Source organism: Streptomyces sp. NPDC059224 (assembly GCF_042754285.1).
Lineage (GTDB): Bacteria > Actinomycetota > Actinomycetes > Streptomycetales > Streptomycetaceae > Streptomyces.
In genome coordinates, this window is sequence record NZ_JBHZAN010000037.1 from 70,387 (window position 1) to 86,698 (window position 16,312).

A 16,312-nucleotide genomic window follows, 5' to 3' on the forward strand; every position below is an offset into this window, starting at 1 on the left:
CGTCCGGCATGTGACGGCGTCAGATGCCCGCGATGGTCCGGGATGTCTCCAGAGTCTGTTCGGCGTAACCCCGTCCGAAGAGCACGGTGTGCACCAGCAGGGGAAACAGCTGGTGCACACCGACGCGCTCCGCCCAGCCGGCAGCCAGGGGGGCCACTTCCTGGTACCCCTCCAGGACCAGGTCAAGGCGCGGGCAGCCGAAGAGGCGGAGCATCGCGAGGTCGGTCTCGCGGTGCCCGCCGTGCGCGGCCGGGTCGATCAGCCGTACCGCCCCGTCGGCTCCCCACAGGACGTTGCCGCTCCACAGGTCTCCGTGCAGCCGGGCGGGGGGCTCGGGCGGACCCGCCACATCCGGCAGCCGCTCGCAGACCCGCTCGACCACCGCGGCCTCGCCGGACCGCAGCGTCCCACGGTCGATCGCCGCGCGCAGATACGGCAGCACCCGGTACTCGGCGTACCAGCGCGCCCAGTCGGTGCCCGGCTCGTTGCGCATCGGGGCGAGGCCGATCCACGCGTCGCGCGGACCGTCCGGCGGTCCCGCCCCGAAGGCCGGGGCCCCGGCGGCGTGCAGAGCGGCGAGGTCACGCCCGAAACGTGTCGCCGCCTCGGCGCCCGGACGTCCGGTGGGGACCGACTCGGTCACCAGCCACCGCTCGTCCTGCCCCACCACCTCGGGTACCGCGACCGCCCCGGCGGCGGCCAGCCAGCGCAGCCCGGCCGCCTCGGCCGGTACCGCGCGGGGCCGGCCGCCGCGCTTGACCATCACCGCCCGCCCGTCGGCGAGCGTCACCTCCGTCGGGCCGCCCGACCGTGGCCGCACGGCCGAGACCGGCCGCCCGGTGAGCCGGGCGGCCGCCGCACCAGGGCCTTCACCGTTGTCGATCACGGCCACCAGGGTAGGGGCCGTCCGGGCTCAGGCCCCCCAGGTGCCCTGGTTCACGGCGCAGTTCCACCCCGTGCCGTGCAGGGCGAACTTCACCTTGTAGGTACGGGTGTTCAGCAGGTGCGTCTGCACCTTCACGCCGAGGCTGGTCTTCTTCTTCAGCGTCGTCGTGTACACCGACACCGTCTTCGACGTCTTGTGGCTGACCTTGCCGCCCTTGGCCGTGGCGCTGCCGAAGCGGATGTTCTTCACGTCCGTCACGGTGAACGTGACCTTCTTGAAGCTCTTGCTCGCGCTGGTGTTCTTGACGGCGAAGTACAGGCCGCCGTTGGTCACCCAGCCGCCCGAGTTCACGTAGAAGCGGCTCGGATAGACGATGTCGACCGGGCAGCCGGTGCTGCGCGCCGTCCCGGCCTGCGCGGACGCGCCGCTGGCCAGGCCGAGTTGGGCAGCGGTGACGACGCCGGCGGCGGCCAGGACACCGAAAGAAGTGCGCATACGGATCACTGCGGTGATACCTCCCCCTGTGGTACTCATCGGACCATAGAGGAGAGTCCCACCTCCGTGGCGTGAAAGCACGTGCATTTCCACGGGACTCTCGGGCCGTCTCGATCCGGCCGATCGCGTTGCCCAGCAGTTCGGTGAACCACAGCGTGCCGCCTGGGCCGGTGGTGAGCCGGAAGGGCGACTTGTCGGGCCCGGACGGCACCGGTACGACGCTGATCCCGCCGTCTGCCGACACCCGGCCGACGCGGCCGGACCGGTCGGTGAACCACACCCGGCCGTCCGGCCCCGCGGCGATCCCGCCGGGGTCGCCGTCCGTTCCGGGCAGCGGGAACCTGGTGACCCTGCCGCTGCCGTCGATCCGGTCGAGGCCGACCCGGACGCGGTGAACCACATTCCGCCCGGACCGGCGACGATGTCCTCGGGGAAGTCGGCGCGGCTCGGCAACGGGAACTCGGTGATCCGGCCGCTGGTGTCGATCCGTCCGGCCCGCCCGCCCGCGAGTTCGGTGAACCAGAGGGCGCCACCGGCGCCGGCGGCGATCCCGTACGGGAGGGCGGCGGCCGTGGGCACCGGGTACTCGCTGATCCTGCCCGCGGTCGTGATCCGGCCGATCCGGTTGGTTCCCGGTTCGGTGAACCACAGGGCACCGTCGGGCCCGCCGGTGACCCCGGCGGGTGCGCCGGCCGCCCGGGGCAGGGCGAACTCGGCGACGGCGCCGGAGGTGGTGATCCGTCCGATGCGGCCGGCTGCCTGCTCGGTGAACCAGAGGGCGTGGTCCGGCCCCGCGGTGATGGCGAAGGGTGCGCTGCCGGGGGTCGGGGTGCGGCGGCCGGTGACGGTGCCGTCCGCCGCGATGCGCCCGATCCGGGCGGCCCCGGACTGGGTGAACCATAGCGCCCCGTCCGGACCGGCGGTGATCCCGGCGGGGAGGCTGTCGGCGGTGGTGGTGATCGGATACTCCGTCACCTCGCTGCCGCCTCCGGCGCGGGCGGGCGCCGCGAGGGCGGTCACGGCGGTCAGGGCGCCGAGCAGGAGAGGGAGCACAGGGCGGGGGAGTCGGCAGGGCATGCGCGGTCCTGGTCCTTGTCGGGCGGACTGTCCGGCCGAGGCCAGCCGCGGCCGTGCCGCCGTACGACCCGGCCGGTCCGGGCGGGGGAAGTGCGCCCCTGACGCAGGCATGGGCGCCGGAAAGGCCGCTGGAACCGTCGGGGGGAGGGACATCCGCGTAACTCCCTCGTCACGCAAGGATTGACCGTTCCCACGCACCCCTCTAGTTTCTGACCGGCCCTCCGAACCGCGTTCGAAATATCAGACACCCTGCCTTCTCGTCTGGAGCGCACATGAACGGCACTCCCCTGTCGCGACGCCACTTCCTCGGTGCGGCGGCGACCGTCCCGCCGGCCTCCACCGGCGCCCTGGCCCTCGGCGTCGGAGCCGCCCGGGCCGCCACCGACTCGGCCTATGTGATGTGCTACTTCACCGAGTCCCCGGACATGCTGGCCGCCGCCTACGGCCTGCACCTCGCGGTCAGCACCGACGGCCTGCAGTGGACCCCGCTCAACCAGAACAACCCCGTCGCGACCCCCACTCCGCGGGCTCCCTCGGCCTGCGCGACCCGTTCATCCTGCGCAAGCAGGACGGTACGTTCGTGGTGCTCGCCACCGACCCGAACGGCACCGACTGGAACTACGTCAGCCAGTACATCCACGTCTGGGACTCCACCGACCTGCGCTGCTTCACCGGCTACCGGCGGATGAAGCTGCACGACATGGACACCCACAGCTGGGCGCCCGAGGCGTTCTGGGACCCGGGCCGCGGCCGGTACGGCGTCATCTACTCCGCGGTCGACGGCAGCGACCACAACGTCATCATGATCAACTACACCGGTGACTTCGTGACCGCCGGCGACCCCCAGGTCTTCTTCGACCCCGGCTACGACGTCATCGACGGCGACCTGGCGGTCGGCGTGGACGGCGTCAACTACCTGTACTTCAAGAAGAACTCGACCCTGGTCGGCGCCCGCTCCGGCTCCCTGGACCCGGGCAGCTTCACCGAGTTCAGCACGGCCGTCTCGCACAACGGCACCGAGGCGCCGACCCTGGTCAAGTCCCTTGCCTCCGGCCCGACCTGGTACCTGTGGGGCGACACCTGGTCCCCGAACGGCGTCTTCTACGCGTGGCAGACCAGCGCCCTGTCCGCCGGCACCTGGACGGCCCTCGACCAGAGGGCCTACACCCAGCCGCTCAACTCCAAGCACTGCGGAATCCAGCCGATCACCGCCACCGAGTACGGCAACCTCGTCGCCAAGTGGTCCACCCCCGCCTGGAACCGGCTGAAGTCCTACAACTACCCGGCCCGGTACGTCCGGCACAGCAACTTCGTCGGGCGGATCGACGAGTACGCCTTCGACCCGTACACCGACGGCCTGTGGAAGCTGGTCCCGGGACTCGCCGACAGCGGCGGCGTGTCCTTCCAGTCGGTCGACTACCCGGCCCGCTGCCTGCGCCACTACAACTACCAGCTGCGGCTGGACGAGAACGACAGCACCACGGCGTTCGCCCAGGACGCCACGTTCTACCGGACGGCTGGTCTCGCCGACTCCTCCTGGGCCTCGTTCCGGTCGTACAACTACCCGACGCGCTACCTCCGGCACTCCGACCACGTGCTGCGCATCGACCCGGTCTCCACGAGCACGGAGCTGGCCGACGCCACGTTCCACGTGGGCTGCTGACACCGCGGCGGGTCCGTCCCGCGACGACACGCCGACGGCGGGTCAGAACACCCCCGAATGGCCCCGTGCCGCCGCGCGGGATTGACCCAGCCGGGCGGTGTTTGGCGTGTCGTCACCACGGATGGGCGGCCTGGATGGTGCGGGGCCTGGCGCTGGCTGACGGTGGTTCATGTCGAGGCCGGGTCGTATAAGCCGATGGAGTATCCGCTGCCCGGCAACGGCGGAAGGACATCGAAATGCGTTCTGCCCGCATGATCCTTGCGACGACGGCCGCCACCGCAGCCCTCGCCTTCGCCGCACCCGGCGCTCAGGCCGCGGTCGCGGGGGACCGGGACGACGGAGGCCGTGACGACCTTTCCTACAGCAAGGAGCTCAAGGACGACAGCAGCCACGCTGTACTCGCCGTGGCGAAACTCAGTGACGACTGGAACTCGGACAGCGGCAACAACAGCAAGTTCGACCCCGAGACCTACAAGGGCAAGGGTGACGATCAGGGGGGCAACGGGGACCAGGGCGGCAAGGACGACCAGGGGGGCAAGGGGGACAAGGGGAGCGGGGGCGGTGACGGAGGCGGCTCGTGGGGCGACGACGAGGACAGCGAGAAGCCGCACGGCGGTATGCACACCGGTGGCGGCGCCCTCGCCACGCGCGGCCTGACGACCGGCGGGCTGGCCGTCCTCGGTGTGGGGGCCGCCGGCGCCTACGCACTGCGGCGCCGGAAGGCCGGCGGGTCCGCGTCCTGACGGGTTCGCGCATACGGGAGCCGGGGCCGCCGACCGTCAGGGACGCGGCCGCGGCCCCGTCCGCCCCTCCCGCTGCCTTGCCCAGAAAGGTGACCTCCGATGGCAGCTGGCTCCTCCTGCCCGAACCCCGACGACCCCGGCCCCGACGGACCTGATTTCGCGGAGGCGGACGGCACCCGGCGTACCGGACGGCTGCCCGTGTGGGTCGCGGCCGCCCTGCTCCTGACCGTGGCGCTGCTCGGCGGACACGGCAGGGCCTCCGACGCGGCGGGCAGGACGCCGGCCGAGAGCGCGGACGCCGCCCCCTCGCGCCAGGCCCGCCAGACCGGTGAGGCGCTGTCCCGCTCCGCGCCGACCCGCCTGCTCATCCCGAAGATCGCCGTGGACGCCCCCTTCACCACCCTCACCCTCGCTCCCTCGGGCCAGCTGGAGCCGCCGCCCGCCGCCGACACCAACCTCGTCGGCTGGTACGCCGAGGGTCCGGCGCCCGGTGAGGCGGGCACCGCGATCATCGCCGGGCACGTCGACACCAAGATCTCGGCGGCCGTCTTCGTCCGGCTGGCGGAACTGGAACCCGGCGACGGCTTCTCGGTGTTGCGGGCCGACGGGACGAAGGCGGACTTCGTCGTCGACAGCGCCGACACCTTCGCCAAGGACGACTTCCCCAGCGAGCGCGTCTACGCGGACACCAACCGCCCCGAGGTGCGCCTGATCACCTGCGCCGGCGACTACGACCACGACGCGAAGGACTACACGGAGAATCTGGTCGTCTTCGCACACCTCGTCTGAGGCCGGAGGTGTGATCGCCTGGCGGACGGCACGGATCGCGCCCCGGGCACAGGCGGCGATCTCCCGCTCGTGGTGCGGGAAGAGCATGTCGTCGGCCTTGACGAAGTCGACGCCCCACGCGGCGAACCGGGGCGCACCGTCGGGCTGTCGCCGTCCCGGGTGAGGTACTCGACCCACTCGCTCACCTCAGGGACGGTGCCGGAGCCGGCGTTGCCGCTGATGCGGGGCTCGGCGCCGAGGAGTTCGCACAGGGCCATGAACTCGTGGGTGCCGAAGTGGTGGGTGGCGGCTGATGACCGGGCCGGCGATGGCGAGGTCGATGATCGCGGTGGCGGTGGACACGCGGGTACTCCTGTCCGGCGTGCCGAAGGTCGTCCGTGGCTCCGTTTGGACCGATAGGAAATCGCCACCGGGTGGGGGCGCGTCAAGAGCGCGGACGGCCCGGCCTCCTGTCCGCACAGGGGGCCGGGCCGTGGGAGGCGGAGGGTCAGACCGCCGTCGCCGGGAAGGTCGGGTACTCGACGCCGGAGACGTGCTGGACGACCCGGACCACCTGGCAGGAGTAGCCGAACTCGTTGTCGTACCAGAGGTAGAGGATCGCGTTGTTGCCCTCCACCTTCAGGGCGCCGGCGTCGACGATCGACGCGTGGCGCGAGCCGATGAAGTCGCTGGAGACCGCGTCCGGGGCGGTGATGAAGTCGATCTGGCGCTTCAGCGGCGAGGTCAGCGACACCTCGCGGAGGTAGTCCAGGACCTCCTCGCGGGACGCCTCGCGGGCCAGCTGGAGGTTGAGGATCGCGATCGACACGTCCGGCACCGGGACCCGGATCGAGCTGCCGGTGATCCGTGCCTCGAGGTCGGGCAGCGCCTTCGCGACGGCGGACGCGGCACCCGTCTCGGTGATGACCATGTTGAGCGGCGCGGACCGGCCGCGACGCTCCGACTTGTGGTAATTGTCCAGCAGGTTCTGGTCGTTGGTGAACGAGTGGACGGTCTCGACGTGCCCGCGCAGCACCCCGTACTCGTCGGCCATCGCCTTCAGCGGCGGCACGATCGCGTTGGTGGTGCAGGACGCGCACGACAGGATCCGCTCGTCCGGCTTGATCGTGTCGTGGTTGACGCCGTGCACGATGTTCGGGACGTCGCCCTTGCCCGGCGCGGTCAGCACGACCTTCTCGATGCCCGGACGCAGGTGCTCGGACAGGCCCTCGCGGTCCCGCCACTTGCCCGTGTTGTCGATGAGGATGGCGTCCCGGATGCCGTACTCCGTGTAGTCGACCTGGGACGGGTCGTCGGCGTAGACCACCTTGATCTCGTTGCCGTTGGCGAGGATCGTGCTGTTCTCCTCATCGACGGTGATCGTGCCCTGGAACTGGCCGTGGATCGAGTCCCGGCGCAGCAGCGAGGCACGCTTGACGAGGTCCCCGCCGGCCCCGGCGCCGCCACCGCGCACCACGATGGCCCGCAGGCGCAGTCCGTTGCCGGAGCCCGCCTTCTCGATCAGCAGCCGGGCGACCAGGCGGCCGATGCGGCCGAAGCCGTACAGGACGACGTCCCGCGGCTCGCGCTGCTCGATCTTGTTGGCGCCGGTGGCCCCGGCGACCGCCTCCGCGGTGAACGCCTGGACGTCCAGACCGCGGTCGTCGGCCTTGTACGTGGCGGCGAGCATGCCGATGTCGATCTGCGAGGGGCCGAGGTCGAGCGTGGTGAGCGCCCGCAGGAAGGGCATCGTCTCGGTGACCGACAGCTCGGCGCCGGCTATCTGACGGGCGAACCGGTGCGTCTTGAGGAGGCTGACCACCGACTTGTTCACCAAGGAGCGGCTGTGGAGGAGGACGGTGACGTCCCGCTCCCGGTGCAGCTTCCCGATGATCGGGATCATCGACTCCGCGATCTCCTCGCGGTTCTTCCAGTTGGTGAACGAGTCGTCGTTGACAGTCACAGATCTACTCTCGATCGAGCTAGGTGGCGCTCATATGCTAAACCGGCCGGTCAGTGACCGATCAAGGGGGTCAGGGTGTGACGTGGGTCCAGGTGCCCCGCAGGTCGGCGGCCACATCGATCAGCAGCGTGCGGAACACGTCCGCCAGGGGGCCGGGGCGGTGTCCGACCGGGCCGCGGCGTGCGGGTCGCGGTGGAGCGCCGGCTCGGCGAGGGGGGCGGTGCGTGGTGCCGCGGACCGGGCTGAAGCCGGCCTCGTCCGCCGCGCGGTCCAGCTGCTCGCGGGCGGCGTGCCCGGGCAGGATGGTCACCCAGGACTCGTCGCGCAGCTGCGCAGGGCGCAGCGGTGAGCCCTCGGGAGGCCCGGCGGCCGGCGGATGGTCGTCCGGCAGGACGATCACCAGGCGGTCCCGCAGCAGTGTGCGCACGGCGATGTGCGGCGACGGCTCCGGTGGCCGGCCCCAGGGGGTGATCATCGCGACGTCGGGTTCGCCCGCCGTGACCCGGTTCGTGACGGCCGGCTGACCCGTCCTCCTGAGCGGCATCGCGCTGGCGCCCTGCGGGCCCTCGTCGACGTCCGCTGGTACGCCTTGTTCACCTGGGCCGTCGGCCGGGGCCGTGACCTGGTGAGCGGACCGTCCGTGCGGCGCTCCCTGACCATCGGCACGGGCGTGGTGCTGTGCGGGCTCGGTGTCGCCGCCGCCGGGGGAATCGGAACGCCCCGCCCGACAGGCGTGTGGGGACCTCACGTGTGCGGGTGGTGCCGGTCGGATCGGCGTGACCGGCACCACCCGCAGGAGCCTGACCGCGCGCGGCCTAGCGGGGGTTGAAGACCACGCTCGCGAAGTGGGCGCTGCCGGGCGCCGAGTGACCGGCAGCGATCTTGACCGCGGTGCCCTTGCACTTCTTCTTGCTGTAGACGACGAGCGCCTTCTTCGTGGAGTTCTGCGGACCGCGCGCCTCCTGCGCCATGTCCAGGCACCTGCGCTCCGGTGGGTTCTGGATGACGTACGCCCTGCCCTTGGGCCCCACCCAGACGAACGACCCGTCGGCGGCGGCCGCCGGACCCATGGTGATGACGGCGAGGGCGAGCCCACCGAGAGCGGCGGTGAGCGTACGGGTGAAGCGCATCGTGATGTCCTTCGTGAGCGGTGAGAACGCAGAGAGACGGCGGCGATGAGACGGTGACGACGTCAACGCCGGAAGGGCCGAGGCCCGTCGCCATCCCATACCGTCACCGCGGCCGGACACTCCGGCGACACGGAGACGTCCCACGACCGAGGGACCTCCACCGGCGTGTCGTGACGGACGGGGTGACGGAGTCGTCGGCGATTCATCGCCGCTGAACACGTACATAGGGGTAAATTCCCGCCATTGCTTGGGAGAGGTGTCACCGGCGGGAGGGGGCAGGAGATGAGCACGGACGACGGTGTCGCGGTGACGACCGGGATCGCGCGACTGCACGACTCGCCCGGGCTCGCCGGCCCCGGCCGGTTCGCACTGGTGACCAACCACGCCGGAGTGCTGCCCGATCTGCGCCCGGTGGCGCCCGCGCTGCTCGCGGCCGGCGCGCCGCTGGCCGCCCTGTTCGGCCCCGAACACGGGCTGCACGGCACCGGCCAGGCCGGCGAGTCCGAGGCCGCCGGGACGGACCCCGACACCGGCCTGCCGGTGTACGACACCTACCGGTGCGAAGGCGACCGCCTCGACAAGCTGCTGATCGACAGCGGGATCGACACCCTGGTGCACGACCTCCAGGACATCGGGGCCCGGTTCTACACCTACGCGTGGACCATGTTCGACCTGATGGTCTCGGCGGCCCGCACCGGCATCCGGTTCGTGGTCGCCGACCGCCCGAATCCGCTCGGCGGACTCGTCAGCGAGGGCCCGGTCCTGGAACCGGGGTGGGCCAGCTTCGTCGGCCGCGCGCCGGTCCCGGTCCGGCACGGCCTCACGGCCGGCGAACTCGCCCGGCACCTCAACACCTCGGCTGTACCCCAAGTAGCGGGGCAGGCAGTCGAGTTGACGGTGATCGAGGCCACCGGCTGGCGGCGCGCCATGGACGCCGAGGCCACCGGACTGCCGTGGATCGCGCCCTCGCCGAACATCCCGACCCCCGCCACCGCCCGCGTCTACCCCGGCACCTGCCTGTTCGAGGGAACCAACCTCTCCGAGGGCCGCGGCACCACCCAGCCCTTCGAGATCGTCGGCGCCCCCTACCTCGACGGGCGGTTCACGCCCGCGCTCGCCGAACTCGCCCTGCCCGGCGTGCACTTCCGCGACCTTCGCTACGTGCCGGCCTTCCACAAGCACGCCGGAAGGCCGCTGCGGGGAGTCCAGCTGCACGTCACCGACCGCGAGGCGTTCGCCCCCGTCCGCACCGCCGTCGCGATGCTCGCCGTGCTGCGCCGGCTGTACCCCGACGACTTCGCCTGGCACACCGCCGACGTCGACGCCGGCGTCGAGGGCACCGGACACCGCCACTTCATCGACCTGCTGTGGGGATCCGACCGGTTGCGGCGCGCCGTGGACGCGGGCGAGGACCCGCTGCCGCTGTGCGATCCGCCCCGCCCGCCCGGCCGGTGGGCCGGCGACGACGTGCTGCTCTACCCCGCGGACCTGGCGCCCTGCCCGGAAGGATCCCCTCGATGACCGACCGCACGACGACGGCCCCGGCCGGGATCCGCGGCTTCCGCGCGGGTGACGGCCCGCGGGTGGTGGAGGCGTGGCGCCGCAGCGTGCCGGCCGACCCCATCACCACGGACCGGTTCCGCACCCTGGTGCTGCTCGACCCCAACTTCGATCCCGAAGGACTTCGGGTCGCCGTCGACGGCGACCGGTTGGTCGGCGCCGCCTACGCGGTACGGCGGCTGACGCCCATGGCCGGCACCGACCTGGAGCCGGAACAGGGCTGGATCCCTTTCTTCTTCGTCGCCCCGGACGCCCGCGGACACGGCCTCGGCCGCCGGCTGCTGACCGAGGCCCTCGACTGGCTGCACGGCCACGGCCGTACCCGCGTGGACTTCTCGTCGTACACCCCGAACTACGTGTTCCCCGGCCTGGACGCCGAGGCCTACCCGGAGGCGGCCGGGCTCCTGGAGTCCCTGGGCTTCCACACGCTGTACGAGGCGGCGGCGATGGACCGCGGCCTGGTCGGCTACCGCCGCCCGGACGAGGTCACCCGCCGCCTGGACCACCTGACCGGACGGGGCTACCGGTTCGCCACCCCGGCCGACGACGACCTGGTGGACCTGCTGGCGCTCGCCGGGCGCCACTTCGGCCCGGACTGGGCGTGCACGATCCGGGCGTGTCTGACCGCGGGCACCCCCCTCGACCGGATCGTCGTGGCCCGTGACCCGGCGGGCCGCATGGTCGGCTGGGCGATGCACGGCGCGTTCGACTCGGTGGACGAACGGTTCGGCCCCATCGGGGTGCTGGAGGAGATGCGCGGCACCGGACTCGGCGAAGTCCTCCTCCACCTGGTCCTGGAACGGATGCGGGCGCGGCGCGCGCACTCGGCGTGGTTCCTGTGGACCGGCGCGCAGTCGCCGGCCGGCCACCTCTACCGGAAGACCGGCTTCACCACGACCCGGGTGTTCCGCGTACTGCGCCGGGAGGCCGCCCTCCGATGACACCGACACGCCCGGCCGGCCGGCTGAGCCGCCGTCACCTCGCGCTCGCACTGCCCTCGGCGCTGCTCACCGCCGGCTGCGCCGCGCCCTACCGGGGCACCGGACGGCCCGGCGAGCCGATCGTCCTCACCGTGCTCTCCCACTACGCGAGCGGTGAGCTGAAAGAGGCCCTGCAGGGCCCGGTCGACGAGTGGAACGCCACGCACGACCGGGTCAGGGTGGCGACCAAGGCCGTCGAGTTCACCGACCTGCTGACCACGTTCATGGTCCGCCAGGCCGCGGGCCAGGGCGCGGACATCCTCCAGCCGTACTGCCTGTGGAACGGCCAGCTCGTCCGGGCCGGCGTGTTGCGGCCGGCTCCCGCCGGACACGCCGAGGAGATCAGACGCGGTTACGGCGCCGCCGCGGTCGGCTCCGCCTCGGTGGCGGGCCGGGTCTACGGCTACCCCACCGAGACCCAGACGTACGCCCTCTACTACAACAGACGGCTGCTGCGCGAGGCCGGCGTCGATCACCCCCCGGGCACCTGGCGGGAACTGGAGGAGACGGCTTACCGCACCGCCCGGCGGGACGGCTACGGCAACACCCTGGTGCAGGGGTTCGGCCTGTCGACCTACGACGACTCCACGACCGTCGGCCAGACCCTCGCCCTGCTCAACGCGGCCGGCGGACGGTTCGTCACCGCGGACGGCAGGAGCACCGCCATCGACTCGACGGCCGGACGGGCCGTGCTCGACCTGCAGCACCGTCTCGTCGCCAAGGGCGCGAGCGACCCCGGCGTCAACGTCTACAAGGCGTTCGCGTCCGGGCACGTCGCCATGGTGATCAGCGCCGGCTGGTGGACGGCCAACCTCAAGTCCCTGATGGGCCCCGCCTACCGTGACGTCGGCGTGGCGCCCGTGCCGCTGCCCGAGGCGGACGGCCGGCGCGCCACGCTCTCCACCGGGTTCATGCTGGGCGTCAACACCGCCAGTGAACATCCGGGGGAGGCCTGGGAGTTCCTGCGCTGGCTGAACGCCGAGAAGGTGCGCGGCGTCACCCGGATGAGTGCCCTGCAGGCGTCGGTCGGCTCACTGACCGGCCGCGCCGACGACATGCGGACCCTGCTCGGCACCGGCGGCGACCCGAACCTGCGGCCGTTCCTGGAGGCGCTGGCGTACGCGGTGCCGGAGCCGAACGGACCGGGCGCACAGCAGGCCAAGTCGCTGCTGCGCAAGAACATCGAGGCGCTGTGGACCGGTCAGCAGACCGTGGACGAGGCACTGCGCACCACTTGCCGCCAGGTCGACCAGGAGGTGTCGCGCTCATGGTGAACGCCACCCTGACGGCGGAGGCCGCCGAACGGGCGGCCGCCCGGCCGTCCGCCGTCGGCGTCCGCGGCAGCGGACGTGGCCGCCAACGACGCCGCCAGGCCGTCGTCGCCTACCTCTTCCTGGCCCCGACGCTGCTGTTCTACGCCGTCTTCCTCGCCCTGCCGCTCGGCTTCGCGCTGCTGCTGTCCATGTCGCACTGGGCGGGCTTCGACCTCGGCGACATCGACCCCGTCGGACCGGACAACTTCGCCCGTCTCTTCGCGGACGGAGCGACGTTCCTGACCCCGGTCCTCACCAACACGCTGCTGTTCGCCCTCGGCACCGTGGCCCTCGCGCTGGCCGGCTCCGTGCTCGTGGCCACCTGCATCGACAAGCTCCGGTTCCAGGGACTGTGGCGCACCCTGTACTTCCTGCCCATCGTCACGACCGTCGTCGCCGTCGGCAACGTCTGGAAGTACATGTACGAACCCGGCGGCCTGGTCAACGGCGTCCTCAACGCCGTCGGGGTCGGCTCGGTGGCGTTCCTCCAGGACCCGGACACCGCGCTGCCCGCGGTCGTCGTCGTCCAGGCGTGGGCCTCGGTCGGCTCGGCGATCCTCGTCCTGACCGCCGGGCTGAAGTCCGTTCCCCAGTCGTACTACGAGGCCGCGGCGCTCGACGGCGCCGGGCCCGTCACCGTCTTCTGGCGGATCACGCTGCCGCTGCTGCGGCCGTCCCTGCTGTTCGTGTGCATCACCCAGTTCCTCACCGGCCTGCAGTCGTTCGCGCTGATCATCGTCATGACCAAGGGCGGACCCGGCGACGCCACCGAGGTGGCTGCCCTGGAGATGTACCGGCAGGCCTTCTCCTACGGCGACTGGGGCGCCGCGAGCGCCGCCGCCTTCGTACTCTTCGCGGTGGTCCTCGCGGTCACGCTGGTCCAGCTGTGGCTCTTCCGGCGCACGGGGGAGGACGCGTGATCCGCCGGCGGTTCCCCTGGCTGTCGTACCTGCTGGTCGTCACCGGCGCGGTGCTCACGGTGGTGCCGTTCCTCGACATGGTGATGACGTCCTTCAAGGGCGCCGACGAGGCCGGCCGGCTGCCCTACCGGTTCCTGCCCGAGGCGTTCGACCTGTCCAACTACCGCGCGGCCGTGCACCAGCTGGACCTGCCGGTGCTCTTCCGCAACAGCGTCGTGGCCACGGCCGTGATCAGCGGGTCAGTGCTGGTGACCTCGTCCCTCGCCGGCTACGCGCTGGCCAAACTCCGCTTCCCCGGCCGGGACTTCGTCTTCCGCCTGGTGCTGTCGACGATGATGTTCCCGCCGTTCCTCTTCCTCGTCCCGCACTTCCTGATCCTGGTGCACTGGCCGCTGGCGGGCGGCAACGACCTGTTCGGGCGCGGCGGCGCGGGGCTGACCGTCAGCATCGCGGCGCTCGCCATGCCGTTCCTCGTCAGCAGCTTCGGGATCTTCCTGATGCGCCAGTTCATGGTCTCCCTCCCGGACGAGGTGCTGGAGGCGGCGCGGATCGACGGGGCCGGGGAGTTCACCGTGTGGTGGCGGATCGTCGTCCCGCAGACCCGGCCGGTCCTCGTCACCCTCGGACTGCTGACGTTCGTCGACGCCTGGAACGAGTACATCTGGGCGCTGCTCGTCTCGACCGCCAACCCGGACGTGATGACGCTGCCCGTCGGCATCCAGCTCCTGCAGGACTACGTCGACCCGACCCGCACCACGCCGATCGTCATGGCCGGCCTGGTCCTGAGCACCCTGCCGGTCCTGGTGCTCTTCCTGTTGCTGCAGAAGCACTACATCCGCGGTGTGATGCTCAGCGGCCTCAAGTGAACCGCCGATCCTACCCAGATCGTGGTGTCGATACGCTGTTTGTCGTAGCACAGCGGATTGCGGCTGGGGGGTTTGTTCTCTCATCGGCCGTGCGGTACGCCTGCACCATGCAACAGTTCGGTCGCACCCCTTGTGGCGGGCGGCCTCAACTGCCCTGGCCAGCGACGTTCCTTGCGGATCCCGGCTAAAGGACATCCCAGCCTCAGCCCAACTTCTTCAAGTGGCGCTTGACGTCAATTCCACGATCGGGTGACACTGATGTTGCTTTTGACGATCCTCGATACGTCAGTGCAAAAAATGGAGAGCTAATGTCATTGGAACAGCCCGCCCTCCCGTTATCGCGAAGCGCCACCGAGGTTTCCCAGAGCGAGTTACCGGCCGTTCTCGGCGGGTTCGACCTCAGCGACCAGGACCGGTTCGGCGCCGGTTTCCCGCACGAGGTCTTCGCCCGGCTCCGCCGAGAGGCACCGATCCTGCTGCACCCGCCGGGCCGCACCCGCGACGGTGAGAGCTTCTGGGTCCTGTCCCGCTACGCCGACGTCGTCGAAGCCGCCTCCCACCCGCTGCTGTCCTCCCAGGGCGGCGGCGACCGTGAGGGCGGCGGCACCCACCTCGACGACCTGCCCGCCGGCACCTACTCCGGCGCGATGCTGAACATGATGGACGACCCCCGGCACCGGTTGCTGCGCGACCTGGTCAGCCCCTCGGTCACCGGCCCGGTCCTGGAGGCGCTCGCCCCGACCGTCACCGAACGCGCCGAGGCCATCATCGACGAGGTCGTCGAACAGGGCTCCTGCGACTTCCAGAACGACGTTGCCGGCCGGTACTCGGTCGAGGTCATGGCCGCGCTGATGGGCATCCCCCGCGCGGACTGGCCGCAGTTCGTCGACTGGACCGAGGTCGTGATGGGCTACGAGGACCGCGAGTCCGGCGAGGCCTCCTCCCGCAGCCAGGCCTCCCTGCTGGCCATGTACCAGTACGGCGTCAAGCTGATCGCCGAGAAGCGCGCCGACCCGGCCCAGGACTTCCTCTCCGTGATCGCCGCCGGTGACCTCCCCGAGGGCCAGGGCGAACCGCCGCTGCGCGAGTACGAGCGTGAGGTCTTCGTCAACCTGCTGACCCTGGCCGGCAGCGAGCCCACCCGTAACGTGATCGCGGTCGGCCTGCAGGCCCTGGCCGAACGGCCCGAACAGTGGCAGGCGCTGCGCGCCGACCGCGCGCTGCTGGACGGCGCGGTCGAGGAGATGATGCGCTGGTCCACACCGACGCCGTACAACCGGCGTACCGCCACCGAGGACTTCACCTTCAACGGCGTGCGGTTCCGCCGCGGCGACAAGGTGACGCTGTGGTGGTCCTCCGCCAACCGGGACGAGACCGTCTTCGAGGACGCCATGTCCTTCGACGTGCGCCGCAACCCCAACCCGCACGTGGCCTTCGGCCAGGGGCCGCACAGTTGCCTCGCAGTCGACCTCGCCCGTATCGAACTGCGCACGCTGTTCGGCGTGCTGCTCGACCGGGTCGCCGAGGTACGGCTGACCGGTCCGGTGCCCTGGGCCAGCAACAGCAAGCACACGGTGGCCCTGAGAGTGCCCGTGGAGTTCGTCCGCGCCTGAGCGGGCCCGCAATTCCGCCCGGTACGGCGGACGCTCGCACCCCGGCCGCCCGTGCGGCGGTTCCGGGAACGACGGTTACGACGCGGTGACCGCGGCAGCCTGAAGCGGACCGGCGCCCGATGCCGGTCCGCGCCCCGCCCGCGATCCGATCGGCCCGGTGCTGCCCGGGCCGGGCCTGCGGCATGCCTGCCGGACCGACGCGTCCGGGGCGTGTTCACCGGGGCGTGTCCAGGCGGCCGGTCCGGCCGAGGGGCCGCTCAGCCCTGCCCGTGGCACAGCGCAACCGTGTACGTCCGGAACACCAGGTGCCGGGCGGATCAGACCTGTCCTCGATG

At 71.5% G+C, this 16,312-nt stretch carries 13 protein-coding genes and 1 pseudogene; 9 read left to right on the forward strand and 5 right to left on the reverse strand.

Annotated features, from left to right (window positions below; genetic code table 11):
* Positions 1-19: 19 nt before the first annotated feature.
* Entirely contained in the window at positions 20-886 is an 867-nt protein-coding gene (locus ACFXI4_RS34660) for a fructosamine kinase family protein (RefSeq protein ID WP_384998569.1), read from the reverse strand.
* 27 nt (positions 887-913) lie between these two features.
* Entirely contained in the window at positions 914-2,458 is a 1,545-nt protein-coding gene (locus tag ACFXI4_RS34665) for a hypothetical protein (RefSeq protein ID WP_384998572.1), read from the reverse strand.
* A 272-nt stretch (positions 2,459-2,730) separates the two neighbouring features.
* On the opposite strand from ACFXI4_RS34665, the pseudogene ACFXI4_RS34670 reads away from it, so the two are divergent.
* The 3 genes and pseudogenes from ACFXI4_RS34670 (at position 2,731) to ACFXI4_RS34680 (ending at position 5,653) form a co-directional block, all read left to right on the forward strand.
* A pseudogene (locus ACFXI4_RS34670) lies at positions 2,731-4,121 on the forward strand (glycoside hydrolase family 43 protein).
* A 236-nt stretch (positions 4,122-4,357) separates the two neighbouring features.
* Positions 4,358-4,864, forward strand: a complete 507-nt coding sequence (locus ACFXI4_RS34675) for a hypothetical protein (protein WP_384998575.1) — start codon at positions 4,358-4,360, stop codon at positions 4,862-4,864.
* Positions 4,865-4,963: 99 nt separating this feature from the next.
* Complete coding sequence (locus ACFXI4_RS34680) at positions 4,964-5,653, forward strand: class F sortase (RefSeq protein WP_384998578.1); 690 nt, start codon at positions 4,964-4,966, stop codon at positions 5,651-5,653.
* Positions 5,654-6,140: 487 nt separating this feature from the next.
* Here the strand turns inward: ACFXI4_RS34680 and ACFXI4_RS34685 are convergent, their stop codons facing one another.
* From ACFXI4_RS34685 to ACFXI4_RS34695, 3 genes are all read right to left on the reverse strand, one after another.
* Positions 6,141-7,595 carry a glyceraldehyde-3-phosphate dehydrogenase gene (locus tag ACFXI4_RS34685; RefSeq protein WP_384998581.1) on the reverse strand — a complete coding sequence of 485 codons (1,455 nt, stop codon included), beginning with the start codon at positions 7,593-7,595 and terminating at the stop codon, positions 6,141-6,143.
* Positions 7,596-7,665: 70 nt separating this feature from the next.
* A complete protein-coding gene (locus ACFXI4_RS34690; protein WP_384998584.1) occupies positions 7,666-8,139 on the reverse strand; it encodes a LysR family transcriptional regulator substrate-binding protein in 474 nt (157 codons plus the stop codon).
* 271 nt (positions 8,140-8,410) lie between these two features.
* Positions 8,411-8,725 (reverse strand): hypothetical protein, encoded by a 315-nt coding sequence (locus ACFXI4_RS34695; protein ID WP_384998587.1) that lies wholly within the window; start codon positions 8,723-8,725, stop codon positions 8,411-8,413.
* Between the two features lie 282 nt (positions 8,726-9,007).
* Between ACFXI4_RS34695 and ACFXI4_RS34700 the strand changes: the two genes are divergently transcribed.
* The 6 genes from ACFXI4_RS34700 to ACFXI4_RS34725 all read left to right on the forward strand — a co-directional run bounded on the left by ACFXI4_RS34700 (position 9,008) and on the right by ACFXI4_RS34725 (position 15,977).
* Complete coding sequence (locus ACFXI4_RS34700) at positions 9,008-10,246, forward strand: exo-beta-N-acetylmuramidase NamZ domain-containing protein (protein WP_384998590.1); 1,239 nt, start codon at positions 9,008-9,010, stop codon at positions 10,244-10,246.
* Positions 10,243-11,226 carry a GNAT family N-acetyltransferase gene (locus tag ACFXI4_RS34705; protein WP_384998593.1) on the forward strand — a complete coding sequence of 328 codons (984 nt, stop codon included), beginning with the start codon at positions 10,243-10,245 and terminating at the stop codon, positions 11,224-11,226. Before ACFXI4_RS34700 ends, ACFXI4_RS34705 begins: the two co-directional genes overlap by 4 nt.
* Positions 11,223-12,539, forward strand: coding sequence for an extracellular solute-binding protein (locus tag ACFXI4_RS34710; RefSeq protein WP_384998596.1), 1,317 nt, complete (start codon positions 11,223-11,225; stop codon positions 12,537-12,539). The genes ACFXI4_RS34705 and ACFXI4_RS34710 overlap by 4 nt, the downstream gene beginning before the upstream one ends.
* Positions 12,533-13,498 carry a carbohydrate ABC transporter permease gene (locus ACFXI4_RS34715; RefSeq protein ID WP_384998599.1) on the forward strand — a complete coding sequence of 322 codons (966 nt, stop codon included), beginning with the start codon at positions 12,533-12,535 and terminating at the stop codon, positions 13,496-13,498. The genes ACFXI4_RS34710 and ACFXI4_RS34715 overlap by 7 nt, the downstream gene beginning before the upstream one ends.
* Positions 13,495-14,364, forward strand: coding sequence for a carbohydrate ABC transporter permease (locus ACFXI4_RS34720; RefSeq protein WP_362722415.1), 870 nt, complete (start codon positions 13,495-13,497; stop codon positions 14,362-14,364). Before ACFXI4_RS34715 ends, ACFXI4_RS34720 begins: the two co-directional genes overlap by 4 nt.
* 308 nt (positions 14,365-14,672) lie before the next feature.
* Complete coding sequence (locus ACFXI4_RS34725) at positions 14,673-15,977, forward strand: cytochrome P450 (protein WP_384998602.1); 1,305 nt, start codon at positions 14,673-14,675, stop codon at positions 15,975-15,977.
* Positions 15,978-16,312: the final 335 nt, after the last annotated feature.